Origin of the sequence: Rahnella victoriana, assembly GCF_021276285.1 — a bacterium.
In the GTDB taxonomy this organism is placed as follows: domain Bacteria; phylum Pseudomonadota; class Gammaproteobacteria; order Enterobacterales; family Enterobacteriaceae; genus Rahnella; species Rahnella victoriana.
This window is the reverse complement of the sequence record NZ_CP089919.1, coordinates 3,421,791-3,437,365: the sequence shown is the minus strand read 5'-3', so window position 1 is coordinate 3,437,365 and position 15,575 is coordinate 3,421,791. Positions and strand designations below refer to the sequence as shown.

Genomic DNA, 15,575 nt, shown 5'->3' with positions numbered 1-15,575 from the left:
AGGTGAATAGTTGCGTGAAGCGGGATTTGAGACGGCGTACCTGTCACCATTAAAATAGCCGATGGAGGTATTGTGATCATTCGTGTCAACGATGGAATGGACGATATGAAATATGACCTGAAAGTCCCAAACCAGCAATTTATGGATATTAATAAGGCTAAGTAAAATATTAAATCCGTATTACATAGCATAGCGAGTCAAATGAAGACGCAGGAAAGATCGGAGTGATCTTTCCTGCTTTGCGTTTTACTCTCCGCCGTATTCTATTGTAGCTTCCAGAGCGCTTCGTAACCAGTCCCAGAAACTATCAAGCTCTTTTACATCCTCATAACCTTCGCTGGCAAAATCATGAATAATAATAACTTTCCCATTCTTACTCCTCTCCCAACAAGCTACGTCATCATTATCCTCTCTTCGGGCGAAAGGGATTAATTCTCTTGAAGGATATCGCTTTTTTATCCCTTCATATCTCACTCTTAAACGAGCATCATCCATGATAATCCAAGGATCAAAATCGATTAACCCTTGTTCAAATATTCTTTTAAACGAATCAGGATAAGAGAACCATGTCGGCAATTCACTATCTGTTAATAACTTTTCCATATTAATCAGGTGATCCTATAATAACTGAGCCATCAGGATGTGTATTTCTATATACAGCCGATTGTTTTCCAATGCGTAAACCCGCCGCATCTTCCCATGTGGAAGGGACACCTTTCTTGGTGGTAAATCTTTCAATTAATTCTATAGGTAATGCTTCAGAACCATCATGAATGCGTGCTTCCACTTTAATTCCAGCTCTTGAAGCTGCTAATACTCGAGTATTATCAATAGTTGTTAATTTACCATCACTCATCCTAACAACATCAATAGGATCTCCTTTCCAACCATTAATCTTCATTCCATTTGTCAAATCAGCAGCACCGTTTACTGAACTTTGGCTAAAACGAATATCTTTTGGATCTAATGTTTGCACATCAGACTTACACAACCCCAGCGGATCAATCCACCCCAGCGGATTATGCACATACCCGTAAGGATTCACCCCGCCCGACAGCCCTATCGGGTCCGGGCTCAGGTATTGCCCCGCCCCGTTATCATAGTAACGGAAACGGTTGTAGTGCAACCCTGATTCTTCATCGGCATATTGCCCCGCAAAGCGCAGGTTGCAACTCAGCTTGTCCGCATCGTTCGCCGCCACCGGCCACTCCGTCACCTCACCCCAGGTGCTCAGCCGGCCCGCCCACGCCACTTTACCCTGCGCCGTCAGCAGCTCGCGCGGCGTCCCCATGTGGTCACTCACCACGTAGTGAAGCTGACCCTTTTGATACCGCGCCGCCGGCGTCAGCGACCCCGGCGCGTACAGCCACTGGATGCCTTCGTCATACGCCACCGTACCGTCCGCGTACACCGGCGTTTCCGCTATCATCTGGTCCCCACTCCACCGGTATTCCGTCCCCGCGGGACGCGTGTCAGCCGCGTTTTCAGCACCCACCTTCTGTTTGCGGATGCGGCGGCCGAACGGGTCGTAGCGATAACGCCACCGCACCCCCGACGGCGTCATCAGCTCACTCAGCCGGTCATGCGCATCCCACCGGTAGCGCCACCTCTGCGGCCGGTAGCCATCGCGGTAACGGCACTTCTCCGTCAGCCTCCCCGCCGCGTCGTACCGGTAGTCATCCTCTCCCCGGCTCACCACACGCCCCCCCGCCTGCCGCTGCGGCACCGGCGCTGACATCGCCCCCCGCGGCAGACGGCTCTGCTCGCGGATGTTCAGGTTCGCGTCGTAACGGAACCGCTCCTCCACCGCCATCATGCCGCCGGACGCCGACCGCGTTATCTGGTCGTTACTGTCATAATCAAACTGCGACGTGCCCCAGCGGTCATCATCCAGGCTCAGCAGGTTGTACGCCCCGTCATAGGCCCAGCGCCGGTTCACCGCGCTGCCGCTCATCTGCGCCCCGTCGCCGCCCGGCAGGTGCCGGTACTGCCCGCCGTCGCGCCCCGCCGCCTGGTGCAGTAACATCCCCGTCGCCGAATACCCCTGCGACTGCACAAAACCCGCCACGCTGTGGCGCAGGCGTTCACGACCGCCCGCGTCATACTCTATCTCCAGCGGGCTCAGGTCCCCCGCCTGCATCCGCGCTATCCGCCCGGCCATGTCGTAGTCAAAGGCTAACGTCAGGCCCCGGAACGCCCGCGACAGCGGCCGGTCGCTGCGCGTGTCCCACCTGTGCGTCACCGCCTCGCCGTTCAGCCGCTCACACACCAGACGACCCGCGTCGTCAAACTCAAACTCCACCCGCGCGTCATCGTTCTGCGCCCGTATCATCCGCCCCTGACGGTCATACCCGTAATGCGTGACGGCGAGCAGCGCGGACTGCGTCCCGCCGCCCTGCCACACCTCCTGACGTATCAGCTCGTCGCGCAGGGAATAGTGCCAGCGGACAATCCGGTCGTCCGCATGCCGCGCCCCCGTGCGCCGCCCCGCGGCGTCGTACTCATACTGCACGCTGCGGCCGGTAAAATCCGTCTCGCGGATAACCTGCCCCGCAGCGTCCCGCTCAAGGCTATAGGTTTCACCGCCCGCACGGGTGACCTGTTTCAGCCGCGTGAGGGAGTCATACTGAAAGCCCAGCGTCTGACCGTCCGGACGGGTCAGCCCCAGCAGCAGGTCAAACTCCCCGTACACATAACGGGTGGTTTTGCCCCCGCCGTCCGTCGTCGTCGCCCGCCGCTTTTCGCCGTCGTAGCTGGCCTCCTGCCTCACGCCGTCCGGCAGGTCGATGGCCGTCACGCTGCCCGCCGCCCCGGCGTGCGCCGCTGAGTGCGTGTACCGCGTCAGATGGCCCAGCGGGTCGGTGACGCGCTGCACGCGGCCGAACGGGTCCTGCTCCAGCCGGGTCGTGGCCCCGTCAGGGGAGATAAGCGTGGTCAGCTGATGCCGGGCGTTGTAACCATAGCGCCACGTTGCGCCGTCAGGCTGGTGCTCACTCACGCACTGCCCGCTGGCGTCATATTCACTGCGGTGCACCCGCCCCTGCGGGTCGGTCCGGCTCAGCAGCCGTCCCTGTTCATTCCATACAAACTGCCAGCGTTTGCCGCCGGGCTGCGTGAGGGCGATAACCTGACCGGCGTCGTTGTAGTCATAGCGCACCGTATCCCCCGCCGCCCCGGTGACCTCCGTCACCTGGCCAAACCCGTTGTAGCGGTAGCGGGTTTCACGCCCGAGCGGGTCGGTCTCGCGCACCCTGTTGCCGTGGTCCCACAGGGTCTGCGTCACGCGCCCCAGCGCGTCGGTCGCCCGGGTGACGCGCCCCGCCGTATTGTATTCAAACACGGCGCGTCCGCCCTCGCCGTCGAGGTAGGTGGTGGTGCGGCGCAGGTCGTCATAGATAAACCGGTCGCAGAAGTAGCCGCCTTCGCCCCGGGTTTGCGTGACCCGCCCGCGGGTGTCATAGCGGTAGTGCACATCGCTTTTATCGGTGTCGTGCCAGCGGGTCATGTGCCCCTGCGCATCGTATTCGTGCCACAGATGGCTGAACTGGAAGGTGTCACACTCCGCCAGCATCCCCGCCTCATCGTAAACGCAGTGCGCCAGCCACTGCCGCTGCGCCCCTTCGACCCGGTGCAGATGGCGCAGGCGGTTATCCTGATACGTCAGCGTAAGGTCATAGCCGTCGCTGTGCTCAAGACGCACCAGACGCTCATCCCGGTAGTGAAACACAATGCGGTTGCCGGCCGCGTCCTGCACGGCGGAGAGAGGACGCAGGGCCTGCGGCTGCGGCGCAAAGCACAGCGTCTGCCCGCTATGGCGGTCGTGGATATACAGCGTGCCCTGACGGCTGCCGTATAACCGGCAGTGCGCCTGATGCAAATTGAGCGCGTCCACCTTATCCCCGGCCGCGTAATAACTCAGCACCGTGCCCTCATGGTTGGTGAAGTGAATTTCACCTTCATCCAGGCGCAGCGACTGCGACCAGTTATCCCGCCATTTGGCACCAAACAGGCCACCTCCCTCCGAGCGCGAACGGTACACGCGGGTCAGCGTCAGCGGCAGCGTACCCGGCAGGTCAGTCACCGGGAGAATCTGCAATAGATCCCCGGTGGCGACGTCAACCGGGTCACCCTCGCAGGTGCTGCTCTCCACGGCGTTATCGCCGCCTTTTTTGTCCGAGGTCGACGGGGCCGCATCCTTATCCGCCGCCGTCTTGCCCTCAACCTTTCGCGTGGTCACCGTGGCGCCGGGCTCCGTCACGACACGGGCGACCTCTTTTTCCGCGCCCTTTACCGCCACCGTGGCCGCCCTTTTCGCCGCAAGCCTGCCAAACAAAGCGGCCGCCCCTCTGGCGAGGCCGACACCGTCGGCTGCCGTCATCGCCAGCTGTATCGCCACGTCGCCGGTATGCTCGGCGGGGGTATTCAGGGTGGCCTTCGCGGCATCGAAATTCACGCCGGCGGCGCTGTCACTGAGATCCTGCGCCGCCTGCATCATCCCTTCCGCCTGCGCCGCGCTTCCCGTGGCCCCCATAATGGCGGCATTTTGCATCATCTGCCCGGCCGCCTGATAAGAGGCGCCCTGCGCCATCAGCCCGCCTAAATCCACGGCGGTATTCCACAGGCTTTTTCCCGCCCCCAGCGCCGCCATCTCCGGATGGTCAATGGCGTCGGGTATGCCGTCTTTACCCTCGCTGAGCCAGTCCGTAAATTCATCCCACACCCCCTGCTCGGCCGGCGTTTCGGGGACGGCGGGGGGATTGGCCTCAGCGGCCGGAATATTCACGGGCTTCGGGGCATGGGTGATTTTGCCTATCGTATTGCCGGTGCCCGTCGTCGCGGGCGTGGCGGGTTCAGCCCCCCCGCCACCGTCGCCGGACTCGTCGATGATTTCTACGCTTCCCTCTGACATAACCGCTCCTTGTTTTATTTACCGTTCATCCAGAATTTATCGCCATGGCGTATACCCATAACTAATAAGTGGATTTTACGGTAAAGAGACAAGAAGGATCAGATCTAAAAGGCAGTGTACTTCGTTATAATTTTTGCCAAAACAGCATGTAAATTTAGTCGTTTTAGTCGAGGCCTCGGCCCGCAAAGGCTGGAGAGGTATCAGTCAGTTCATAAAAGCGCCATCCGGCTTTTCTATCCTAATAAAACATTGGCGACGCCGGTCAGACAAGCCATATTTAGAGTGAATGATGATAAACGAAGAACCAAGGAAAAGCGTATGGATAACAAGTCCCTCACCGCTTCACAGGCGATTGAGAAGCTCGAAGAGATGTATACCAACTCGGTAGCCGCCCTGCGGGATGCGATTAAAGATTTCATCGTTCAGGGAACCCTGCCGGATATTGCCGCGCGTGCCGCCGGGCTGTTTGTTTATCCCGAACTGCGGGTCAGCTGGGACGGCGTAACGCCCGCCAAAAACCCGACCCGAGCCTATGGCCGCTTCTCTCATCCCGGACGTTATGCCAATACCATCACGCATCCGGAGCTTTTCCGCCATTACCTGCTGGAACAACTTTCCCTGCTGGAAGAGGAATACGACGCCGTGATTGAAGTGGTGCCGTCTCAGCAGGAAATCCCCTATTCGTACGTGATTGACGGCTCGGACCTGATGCTGGACCGCTCGATGAGCGCGGGACTGGCGAAGCATTTTCCGACCACGGAACTGTCGCAAATTGGCGATGAAACGGCGGATGGCCTGCATTATCCCGGCGACATCTTCCCGCTGTCACATTTCAACGCACTGCGCGCAGACTTCTCGCTGGCACGCCTGCGCCATTACACCGGCACGCTGATCGAACATTTTCAGCCCTATGTGCTGTTCACCAACTACACCCGCTACGTCGATGAATTTGTCAGCTGGGCCTGCGCGCAGATTGCCGATCCGGAAAGTCCGTATGAGGCACTGGCTTGTGCGGGCAGCGTGTTCATCACGGCGGAAACGCAGAATCCTGAGCAGGCGGTGTCCGATCTGGCCTGGAAAAAACACCAGATGCCCGCCTATCATCTGATTGCCCGCGACGGTACGGGGATTACGCTGGTCAATATCGGGGTCGGTCCGGCAAATGCCAAAACCATCTGTGATCATCTGGCGGTACTGCGCCCGCATGTCTGGCTGATGATTGGTCACTGCGGCGGATTGCGCGAAACACAGTCGATCGGCGATTACGTACTGGCGCACGCCTATCTGCGTGACGATCATGTACTGGATGCGGTATTGCCGCCGGATATCCCTATTCCGAGCATTGCCGAAGTGCAGCGTGCGCTGTACGACGCCACCAAAATGATGAGCGGTATGCCCGGTGAACAGGTCAAACAACGGCTGCGTACCGGGACGGTGGTCACCACCGATGACCGTAACTGGGAACTGCGCTATGCCGCGTCGGCGCTGCGTTTTAACCTCAGCCGCGCCGTCGCAGTCGATATGGAAAGCGCCACCATCGCCGCACAGGGTTACCGTTTTCGGGTGCCTTACGGGACGCTGCTTTGCGTGTCGGATAAACCGCTGCATGGCGAAATCAAGCTGCCGGGTCAGGCGAACAAATTCTACGAAGGCGCAATCTCAGAACATCTGCAAATCGGCATCTGCGCCATCGACCTGTTACGCGCCGAGGGCGATCATCTGCATTCACGCAAATTGCGCACGTTTAATGAACCGCCGTTCCGTTGATAACCACTCTGGCTCCCCTAAATAGTTCGTGTTGCAGGCAGGCGGCAAATTTAATAATCCCGATGAGCTTACATTAAGTAAGTGACTCGGGTTATTAAACGCAGCCAACGCATCTGCGGCACGAAATATGACGGGGAATTAAGGATTTCCAAAAAAAGACTTTGCATATTGCACAGTCTTTTACCATCATAAATTAAAACGCTGTTCTACTTTCTGCCACCCTGGAACTCTCTTGCAAAACGTCATCGTCTCTTTGCGCAAAGCCATCGAGCGCACGCCCTGGTATCCGAAACGGCGTTCTTACCGTACCTTGTTCTGGCGTGAGATTACGCCCCTCGCCGTCCCTATCTTCTTCGAGAATGCCTGCGTCCTGCTGATGGGGGTGCTCAGCACGTTTCTGGTCAGCTGGCTGGGTAAGGAAGCGATGGCGGGCGTAGGGCTTGCCGACAGTTTTAACATGGTGGTGATTTCCTTCTTCGCGGCGGTCGATCTCGGTACCACGGTGGTGGTGGCGTTCAGCCTCGGAAAACTAGATCACGAACGCGCCCGCGCTGCCGCCCGCCAGTCTCTGGCAATCATGACGGTGTTTGCCGTACTGCTGGCGATACTTTTGCAATTTTCCGGACATGTGATCATCGACATGATCGCGGGCAATGCAGAACCCGAAGTGAAAGAACTGGCGCTGTCGTACCTGCAAATGAGCAGCTGGAGCTATCCGGCGGCAGCGATTGCGCTGATCGGTTCCGGCGCCCTGCGCGGTGCCGGTAACACCAAGATCCCGATGCTGCTCAATGGCGGCATGAACATCCTCAATCTGATGATCAGCAGCGTATTGATCTACGGCTGTTTCGGCTGGCACGGCCTGGGCTTTATCGGTGCCGGTCTGGGGCTGACCATTGCCCGCTATATCGGCGCGATCGCGGTTATTTTTGTGCTGATGGTGGGGTTCAATCCGTCGCTGAAAATCTCGCTCAAAAGCTACTTCCTGCCACTCAATACCAATATTCTGCGTGAAGTATTAGGCATTGGTATTCCTGCCAGTATCGAATCCGTGCTGTTTAACGGCGGTAAACTCCTGACACAGGTTTTTGTCGCCGGCATGGGCACCAATGTCATCGCCGGTAACTTTATTGCCTTCTCCATTGCGGCACTGATTAACCTGCCAGGCAACGCGCTGGGGTCGGCATCGACCATTATCGTCGGAACCCGTCTGGGTAAAGGACAAATTGCGCAATCCGAGCGTCAGTTGCGGCATATTTTCTGGCTGTCCACCTTCGGGCTGTGCGTGCTGGCGTTCCTTTCCGTGCCCTTTGCCGGGCTACTGGCACGGTTTTATACCAATGAGCAGGACGTTATCGACGTCGTCAAAATCCTGATCTGGCTGAATGCCGCCTTCATGCCATTCTGGGCCGCGTCGTGGGTGTTGCCGGCAGGCCTGAAAGGCGCGCGCGACGCACGCTTTACCATGTATGTGTCGATGCTCGGCATGTGGGGTTGTCGCATCGTGGTGGGCTATTTCCTTGGCATTGTTCTGGGCTTCGGCGTGGTCGGCATCTGGCTCGGCATGTTCCTCGACTGGATCGTGCGCGGCCTGTTCTTCTACTGGCGAATGGCCAGTGGCCGCTGGTTGTGGAAATACCCGAGAGCCAAAAAGACAGAATAATCTTTTGCGGTTACGCCCGCCGGTACATCCGGCGGGGATGGCCGATCTTGCCGTAGAGCATTTCTACCCGCAAATCCCCTTTCTGCACACAATGCTCGAGATAACGGCGTGCCGTCGTTTTACTCAGCTTCGTTTCACTGACCACTTCATCCACCGAATAACAGCGTGGTTCTCCCTGTAAGAAGATGCCTTCCACCAGATTCAGCGTGTTTTCTTCAATGCCTTTGTTTCCCGCTTTGGGCGTGAAATCTTTTGCCTGAAGCTGATACAGGCTGTCTACGTTCTGCTGATCCACCACTTTCCATGCCCGCTGGGTCTGGCTGAACTGAATAAAGCGATCCAGCGATTGCTGGAGGCGGTTCCACGACACCGGTTTAAGAATGTAATCAAAAGCACCGCAGCGGATCGCCTGACTACAGGTGTGCATATCACTGGCCGCCGTAATGAAAATGACCGAGCAGTGAGCCTTCTTAAACAGATCGTGTTCAATCAGCGAAATCCCCTGTCCGTCCGGCAGATAATTATCCAGCAGTAATAACTGTGGACGCTTTTCTTCGATCAGCGCCTTTGCTTCCCGCAATGTGGACGCGACGCCGACCAGCCGCAGCCAGCGGTGATTATCAATAAGCTCGGCATACAGCCGGGCCAGCTGGTTTTCATCTTCCACAATCATTACGTCAATCATTTCGGCTTGCATCATTTACTCTCTTCAAATTCCGTGACGTTGTCCGGGATAAAGACCGAAAACACCGCGCCGGTCGGCGGGTTATCCGAAACTTCAATAAAGCCACCCGCGTGGCTGACATAGCTGGCCACCAGATGCAGCCCCAGCCCGTGATCGCCCTGCGACTTGGAGGTCACGCCCAGCGTGAAAATCTGTTCCCGCCGCTCCTGTGCGATTCCGATGCCATGGTCAGCGACTTCAATCACCAGCTCACTCGCGCCGGAAGCGATATAGACCTCAACCGGCCCCGCATCATGACCCCGCAACAATGTGGCTTCGATGGCGTTATCCAGCAGGTTGCCGATAATCGACATCAGCTCGGTTTCACTGAGTGCTACAGGCAACCGGGTTAACTCACAGGCCGGGTCAAAAGCCAGTTCAACGCCTTTTTCCCGCGCACGGGCGTATTTACCGAGCAACAGTCCGCACAGCCTTGGCGAGCAAAAGCGTGCCGAGACGAAATCCAGTAACTCCTGCGCCCCTTCTGACTGCGCTTCGATGTAGCGGATCGCCTCGTCATAGCGTCCCATGTGCAGCAACCCCGCCAGCGTCGCCGTCCAGTTAAGTTGCTCATGGCGCATGACGCGCAGGTTATCGGCATAACGCTGCACCTGACTGAGCTGAATACTGAGCCGGTCAATGTCGCTGCAATCGCGGAAGGTAATCACCCAGCCCTGCAGCTCATTTTCCAACATAATCCGTACACGGCTGGCGATCACCGTCAGGCTGTTGAACAGGCAGATCTCATCGTGGATGTCTTTTTCCAGCATCACCTGCGGGTCAAAGAAACTGACCGGTGCGATGACCTGCTGAAGTGGCAGGCCGCGCAGTTCACGGGATGGTGCATCCAGACCGAGCAATTTTTTAGCCGCCTGATTGATCACCGCGACACGAAACTGATCGTCAATGGCGATCACCCCTTCGTAGATCGATTCCATCAGGGCTTTTTGCTGTCTCACCAGCAGGCCGATTTCGCGTGGCTCCAGCGAGAACATCTGTTTTTTGATTGAGCGCGAAAAAAACCATGAGAAGGTGAACAGCGCCAGTAACAGCATGGCGGCCGCCAGCAGAATGCTGATCACTTTCTCAAGCGTCAGATTATTAATGTGGCTGGTGAGATAACCGACAGACACGATGCCGATCACCTGACCTTCAGCATTACGGATCGGCGCTTTACTGCGCAGCGACAGCCCGATACCGCCCAGCCGGATGGTGGTCGTGCTTTTACCCGCCAGCACTTCTTCGTTATCACCGCCGACCAGCGTGGTGCCGACCCGGTCGGCATAAATGGAGTGAAACAGATGCATTGCCTTGCCGTCACCAATGACCATATAACTGGCGTCGCTGCGGGCAGAGATATTCCTCATCAAACTATTAATTTCCGTAATATCCTTATTTTCCACTGCCGAGATTAAAGACGGAATAAGTGCAATTTCTTCCGCCTGAACTTTTGCGCGAATTCCCATATCTTCATATAACTGCCGCTGAATATCCTGATAGTAATAAACTCCCACGATGGAAAACAGCGCCATAAATAACACCATAAGATAAAGAAAAAGCTTTATCTGAAAAGAAGGCCGGAAACGCATCTGAACACTCATTATTAAGCAGTGATATTAATAAACCCTGTGTGAACTTTATCATCCGGCAGTATTCCCGTCAGAAGGAACACTGAAAGTTGCGAGATGTGCCGCAGAACAATCACAGTCACAGCAAGCGATTTCGCAGGCACAACAAAATCCACAACAGCTTTTTCACCATAAATTAACAGTAATATTATAATTACAAATAACACCATAAAAACCACGATAAAATAATTTCACGCCGACGTCTAAAATCAATTAAAACCATTAAAACCTTTCACTCCTTTAAAATACCGTTTCTAATTTGCGGCACCTCACATAATAGCGGCAACTATCTCTCTTACACTCCCTGCACAAATTGACACAGGGGATTCATCATGAGTACAACCGACGACACCTATTCTGTTCCCGCGGCCTCTTCCTCCGCAAAACAGCTCTCATTAAAAGAAAAATGGTGGCACATTCTCGATACCTGGAAAATTGGCATTATTCCGTTACCGCTGTTTGCCATGGCGGGATTGCTGATTGCCATTGACTGTCTCGACGGCAAACTGCCCAGCGACATCGTGGTGATGGTCGCCACGCTGGCGTTCTTCGGCTTCGCCTGCGGCGAGTTCGGCAAGCGTCTGCCGTTCATCGGCAAAATGGGGGCGGCGGCGATTTGCGCCACTTTCATTCCTTCCGCGCTGGTCTATTACGGCCTGCTGCCCGATGTAGTGGTCGAGTCCACCACCAAGTTCTATAAAAGCACCAACATTCTGTATCTGTACATCTGCTGCATTATCGTCGGCAGCATCATGAGTATGGATCGCAAAGTGCTGATTCAGGGCTTCATGCGCATCTTCTTCCCGATGCTGTGCGGTGAAGTGATCGGCATGTTAACCGGGATGGGCGTGGGTCTGGCGCTGGGCATGGAACCCTTCCAGATTTTCTTCTTCCTGATCCTGCCAATCATGGCGGGCGGCGTAGGCGAAGGGGCCATTCCGTTGTCCATCGGCTACGCGACATTACTGCATATGGATCAGGGCGTGGCACTGGGTCGCATTCTGCCTATTGTGATGCTGGGCGGTCTGACGGCTATCGTGATCTCAGGCTCACTGAATCAACTCGGTAAACGCTATCCGCACCTGACCGGTGAAGGCCAGCTGATGCCGTCTTCCAAAAACGCCACCGCAGACAGCAGCAAGCTGAGCGGTACCGGCGGTAAAACCGATGTCACCACCATCGCTGCCGGTGCCCTGCTGGCCGTGCTGCTGTACATGGTCGGCATGCTGTTGCACAAACTGATTGGCCTGCCTGCACCGGTTGGCATGTTGTTCGCGGCTGTCGCCCTGAAACTGGCGCATGGCGTTTCTCCGCGCCTGCTCGAAGGTTCTCAGGTGGTTTACAAATTCTTCCAGACCTCAGTGACCTACCCGATCCTGTTCGCCGTCGGTGTGGCTATCACCCCGTGGAATGAACTGGTTGCCGCGTTCACCCTTTCTAATCTGCTGGTCATCGTCAGCACCGTCGGCGCGCTGGTGGCCACCGGCTTCTTCGTCGGTAAGAAAATCGGCATGCACCCGATTGATGTCGCCATCGTCTCCTGCTGCCAGAGCGGTCAGGGCGGAACCGGTGACGTGGCGATTCTGACGGCGGGCAACCGTATGTCGCTGATGCCGTTTGCCCAGATCGCCACCCGTATCGGCGGTGCGATCAACGTCTCGGTTGCACTGCTGGTTCTCGGCAACTTCCTTGTCTGACGCCGTGTTCAACCCTTTTTAAAATTCAGGACATTTTTATGAAACTGGCAAGTTATCTCTATAAGGGGCGCAAGTCCTACGGTATCGCAACGGCGCACGGCATGATCGACCTGGGTCGTCATCTCGGACAGCTTTACCCGGACCTGAAAGCCCTGCTGGCGGGGAACGGGCTGGCACATGCTCAGGAACTGGCTACCCTGCCCGTCGATCTCGATTTCAGTGATCTGACGTTTCTGCCGGTAATTCAGAATCCGGAAAAAATCCTCTGCGTCGGCATGAACTATGCCGAAAAACGCAAAGAGTTTGACCAGCATAATCCGGCGCCGACCTTGTTCGTGCGCTTTGCCGACTCGCAAACCGGCCACGGTTCTCCCGTCATCAAACCGAGCCGGTCTGTGGAGTTTGATTACGAGGGGGAACTGGCGGTGATCATCGGTTCGGCCGGGGAAAATATCTCACGCGAAGATGCCCTGTCGCATGTCGCCGGATACAGCTGCTACATGGACGGTTCCGCCCGTGACTGGCAGCACACCTGGTTTACCGCCGGTAAAAACTGGCGTCAGACCGGCGCATTCGGGCCGTGGATGACCACCGCCGATGAAATCCCGGATCCGCACTCGCTGGCGATCCGTACGTGGCTTAACGGCAACATGGTGCAGGAAGACAACACCCGCAGCATGATCCACAAAGTCGCTGAACTGATTGAATACATCAGCACCTTTACCACGCTGCATGCCGGTGACGTGATCATCACCGGCTCTCCGGGGGGCGTGGGGAAAAAACGCGTGCCACCGCTGTTTATGAAGCCCGGCGACCGCATCGAAGTGGAAATCGAAAAGATCGGCCATCTGAGCAATGTGATTGTCGCCGCAGACATGAAGATTGCCACCGACCGTCAGCTGAGCCCGGCTTATGTTCAGTCGTAATACGCCCGACTTTCACGTCATCTCTGTCAGCCAGCCGCCGCAAGGCATGCTGGAGGATATCCGCGCCCTGCTGCAACAAAGTCAGCTGGGCATGGATGACGATATTGAGCAGTTTGTGGTGGCCTGTTCAGGCCACCAGCTGGTCGGATGCGCCGGACTGGTGAGCAACACCATCAAATGTGTGGCCGTCGCCGCCGACTGGCGCGGTGAAAATCTCAGCGCCAGACTGCTCGGCGAAGTGGAAAATCTGGCGGTCTCCGGCGGACATTTCCATCTGTTTCTCTACACCCGCCCCGCCAATCTTGAGCGTTTTCGCGGCTGCGGGTTTTATCCGCTGGTGCAGTGGGATCAGGTGGCAGTGCTGATGGAAAACACGCCGGTAGGCATCAGCCATTATTGCCGTGGGTTGCAACGCCATTATCACCGCGGCCAGCGTATTGGCGCGGTAGTGATGAATGCCAATCCGTTTACGCTTGGTCACCGTTATCTGGCTGAACAGGCGGCGGCGACCTGCGACTGGCTGCATGTGTTTGTGGTCAGTGAAGACGTGTCGTATTTCCCGTTTCAGGAACGGCTGGAGATGGTGCGTCAGGGGGTGGCAGACCTGTCCAATGTGACGGTGCATGCCGGTTCGGAATATCTGATTTCCCGCGCGACCTTCCCCGGTTATTTCCTCAAGGATGCCGGACTGGTCAATCAGGCCTGGAGCGTGATGGATCTGCTGATTTTCCGTCAGTACATCGCCCCGGCCTTGGGGATTACCCATCGTTTTGTCGGCAGTGAGCCTTTCTGCCCGGTCACGCATCAGTACAACTGCGATATGCATGACTGGCTGGAAACCCCTTCCCGCTCGGCGTCGCCGCCCCTGAGTGTGACCGAGTTACCGCGAAAACGTCACGCCAGCGGCAGGGCCATTTCCGCCTCTGAGGTGCGTGCCTTGCTCAAAACACAGCAACTGGCACGGATCCGCGACATCGTTCCGCCCGGCACCTATGCACATCTCGAACAACATTATTTCGCCAGTGCGCCCGCTGAAACCGCACTCGGTGACGAACGTATTATTTCACCCTCACTTTGTTAACAGCAGGAAAAACCAATGAAAATTGTGAAGGAGGCGCTGGCAGGCACGGTTGAATCCAGCGATTTGCTGGTCAAAATCGCCCCGGCCAGTGAGCTGAATGTGGTGATCAACAGTGAAGTCATCAAACAGTTTGGTGATCAGATCCGAAGCGTGGTCAGCGAGACACTCGCCGCCCTCGGCGTGACCGAAGGCTTACTGATTATCGAAGATAAAGGCGCGCTCGATTGTGTGATCCGCGCCAGGGTACAAAGTGCGGTGCTGCGCGCGGCACAGGCTGAAGAGATTAACTGGGAGACGTTACGATGAAAAAACTGCGCCGCAGCATGCTGTTCCTGCCGGGAGCCAGCGCCGCCATGTTGTCCACTGCGTTTATTTATCGTCCGGACTCCATCATGTTCGATCTGGAAGATGCCGTTTCGCTGCGTGAAAAAGACACCGCACGCATTCTGGTTTTCCATGCCCTTCAGCATCCGATGTATCGCGATATCGAAACCGTTGTCCGCATCAACCAGCTCAGCACCCCCTTTGGCCTTAAAGATCTGGAGGCTGTGGTACGTGCCGGGGTGGATGTGGTGCGCTTACCCAAAACCGATACGCCGGACGATATTTTTGAACTGGAAGCACATATCGAACGCATCGAGAAAGACTGCGGTCGTGAACCCGGTTCGACCAAAATCATGGCGGCGATCGAATCGGCCATTGGCGTGATTAACGCCGTGGCGATCGCCCGCTGTTCACCGCGTCTGATCGGCATCGCGCTGGCGGCTTTCGACTACGTGATGGACATGCAAACTGAGCGCGGCGATGGCACCGAGCTGTTTTATGCCCGCTGTGCCGTGCTGCATGCCGCCCGCGCTGCCGGTATCGATGCCTTCGACGTGGTTTATTCCGACATCAACGACGAGGCCGGTTTCCTGCGGGAAGTCGAGCTGATCCGCAAAATGGGCTTCAACGGCAAATCCCTGATCAACCCGCGCCAGATTGAGCTGCTGCATAACGCTTATGCGCCAACACAGGAAGAGGTGGATTACGCGCACCGCGTGATTGCTGCCGCTGAAGAAGGTGAGCGTAACGGTCTGGGCGTGATTTCGCTGAACGGCAAGATGATCGATGGCCCGATCATCAATCATGCACAGGTGGTACTTGAACGCGCCAGCGCGTCAGGCGTGCGCCGCTAGCC

At 56.6% G+C, this 15,575-nt stretch carries 11 protein-coding genes; 7 read left to right on the top strand and 4 right to left on the bottom strand.

Annotated elements, in window-relative coordinates; translation table 11 throughout:
• Positions 1 to 246: 246 nt before the first annotated feature.
• Together J9880_RS15790 and J9880_RS15785 are read right to left on the bottom strand one after the other, a co-directional pair.
• Positions 247 to 603, bottom strand: a complete 357-nt coding sequence (locus J9880_RS15790; protein WP_232769577.1) for a hypothetical protein — start codon at positions 601 to 603, stop codon at positions 247 to 249.
• A 1-nt stretch (position 604) separates the two neighbouring features.
• Complete coding sequence (locus J9880_RS15785; protein ID WP_232769576.1) at positions 605 to 4,909, bottom strand: RHS repeat-associated core domain-containing protein; 4,305 nt, start codon at positions 4,907 to 4,909, stop codon at positions 605 to 607.
• Positions 4,910 to 5,227: 318 nt separating this feature from the next.
• On the opposite strand from J9880_RS15785, the gene J9880_RS15780 reads away from it, so the two are divergent.
• Together J9880_RS15780 and J9880_RS15775 are read left to right on the top strand one after the other, a co-directional pair.
• Positions 5,228 to 6,676, top strand: coding sequence for an AMP nucleosidase (locus tag J9880_RS15780; protein WP_119822268.1), 1,449 nt, complete (start codon positions 5,228 to 5,230; stop codon positions 6,674 to 6,676).
• A 232-nt stretch (positions 6,677 to 6,908) separates the two neighbouring features.
• Positions 6,909 to 8,339 carry an EmmdR/YeeO family multidrug/toxin efflux MATE transporter gene (locus J9880_RS15775; RefSeq protein ID WP_095922445.1) on the top strand — a complete coding sequence of 477 codons (1,431 nt, stop codon included), beginning with the start codon at positions 6,909 to 6,911 and terminating at the stop codon, positions 8,337 to 8,339.
• Between the two features lie 10 nt (positions 8,340 to 8,349).
• Here the strand turns inward: J9880_RS15775 and J9880_RS15770 are convergent, their stop codons facing one another.
• Both J9880_RS15770 and J9880_RS15765 read right to left on the bottom strand, forming a co-directional pair.
• Entirely contained in the window at positions 8,350 to 9,036 is a 687-nt protein-coding gene (locus tag J9880_RS15770; RefSeq protein WP_166654478.1) for a response regulator, read from the bottom strand.
• Positions 9,036 to 10,652, bottom strand: coding sequence for an ATP-binding protein (locus tag J9880_RS15765; RefSeq protein ID WP_095925159.1), 1,617 nt, complete (start codon positions 10,650 to 10,652; stop codon positions 9,036 to 9,038). Before J9880_RS15765 ends, J9880_RS15770 begins: the two co-directional genes overlap by 1 nt.
• Positions 10,653 to 11,023: 371 nt before the next feature.
• Between J9880_RS15765 and J9880_RS15760 the strand changes: the two genes are divergently transcribed.
• From J9880_RS15760 to citE, 5 genes are read left to right on the top strand one after another with little or no spacing between them, the layout of a single operon-like run.
• Positions 11,024 to 12,388, top strand: coding sequence for a 2-hydroxycarboxylate transporter family protein (locus J9880_RS15760; RefSeq protein WP_095922448.1), 1,365 nt, complete (start codon positions 11,024 to 11,026; stop codon positions 12,386 to 12,388).
• Between the two features lie 38 nt (positions 12,389 to 12,426).
• Positions 12,427 to 13,314 carry a fumarylacetoacetate hydrolase family protein gene (locus J9880_RS15755; RefSeq protein ID WP_095922449.1) on the top strand — a complete coding sequence of 296 codons (888 nt, stop codon included), beginning with the start codon at positions 12,427 to 12,429 and terminating at the stop codon, positions 13,312 to 13,314.
• Positions 13,301 to 14,395: a [citrate (pro-3S)-lyase] ligase gene (citC, locus tag J9880_RS15750; protein WP_232769575.1), complete on the top strand. Its 1,095-nt coding sequence runs from the start codon at positions 13,301 to 13,303 to the stop codon at positions 14,393 to 14,395. Before J9880_RS15755 ends, citC begins: the two co-directional genes overlap by 14 nt.
• A gap of 15 nt (positions 14,396 to 14,410) precedes the next feature.
• Positions 14,411 to 14,701, top strand: coding sequence for a citrate lyase acyl carrier protein (gene citD, locus J9880_RS15745; protein ID WP_015696741.1), 291 nt, complete (start codon positions 14,411 to 14,413; stop codon positions 14,699 to 14,701).
• The gene (gene citE / locus J9880_RS15740; RefSeq protein WP_133823684.1) at positions 14,698 to 15,573 is read left to right on the top strand and encodes a citrate (pro-3S)-lyase subunit beta; all 876 of its coding nucleotides are present in this window, start codon (positions 14,698 to 14,700) and stop codon (positions 15,571 to 15,573) included. The genes citD and citE overlap by 4 nt, the downstream gene beginning before the upstream one ends.
• Positions 15,574 to 15,575: the final 2 nt, after the last annotated feature.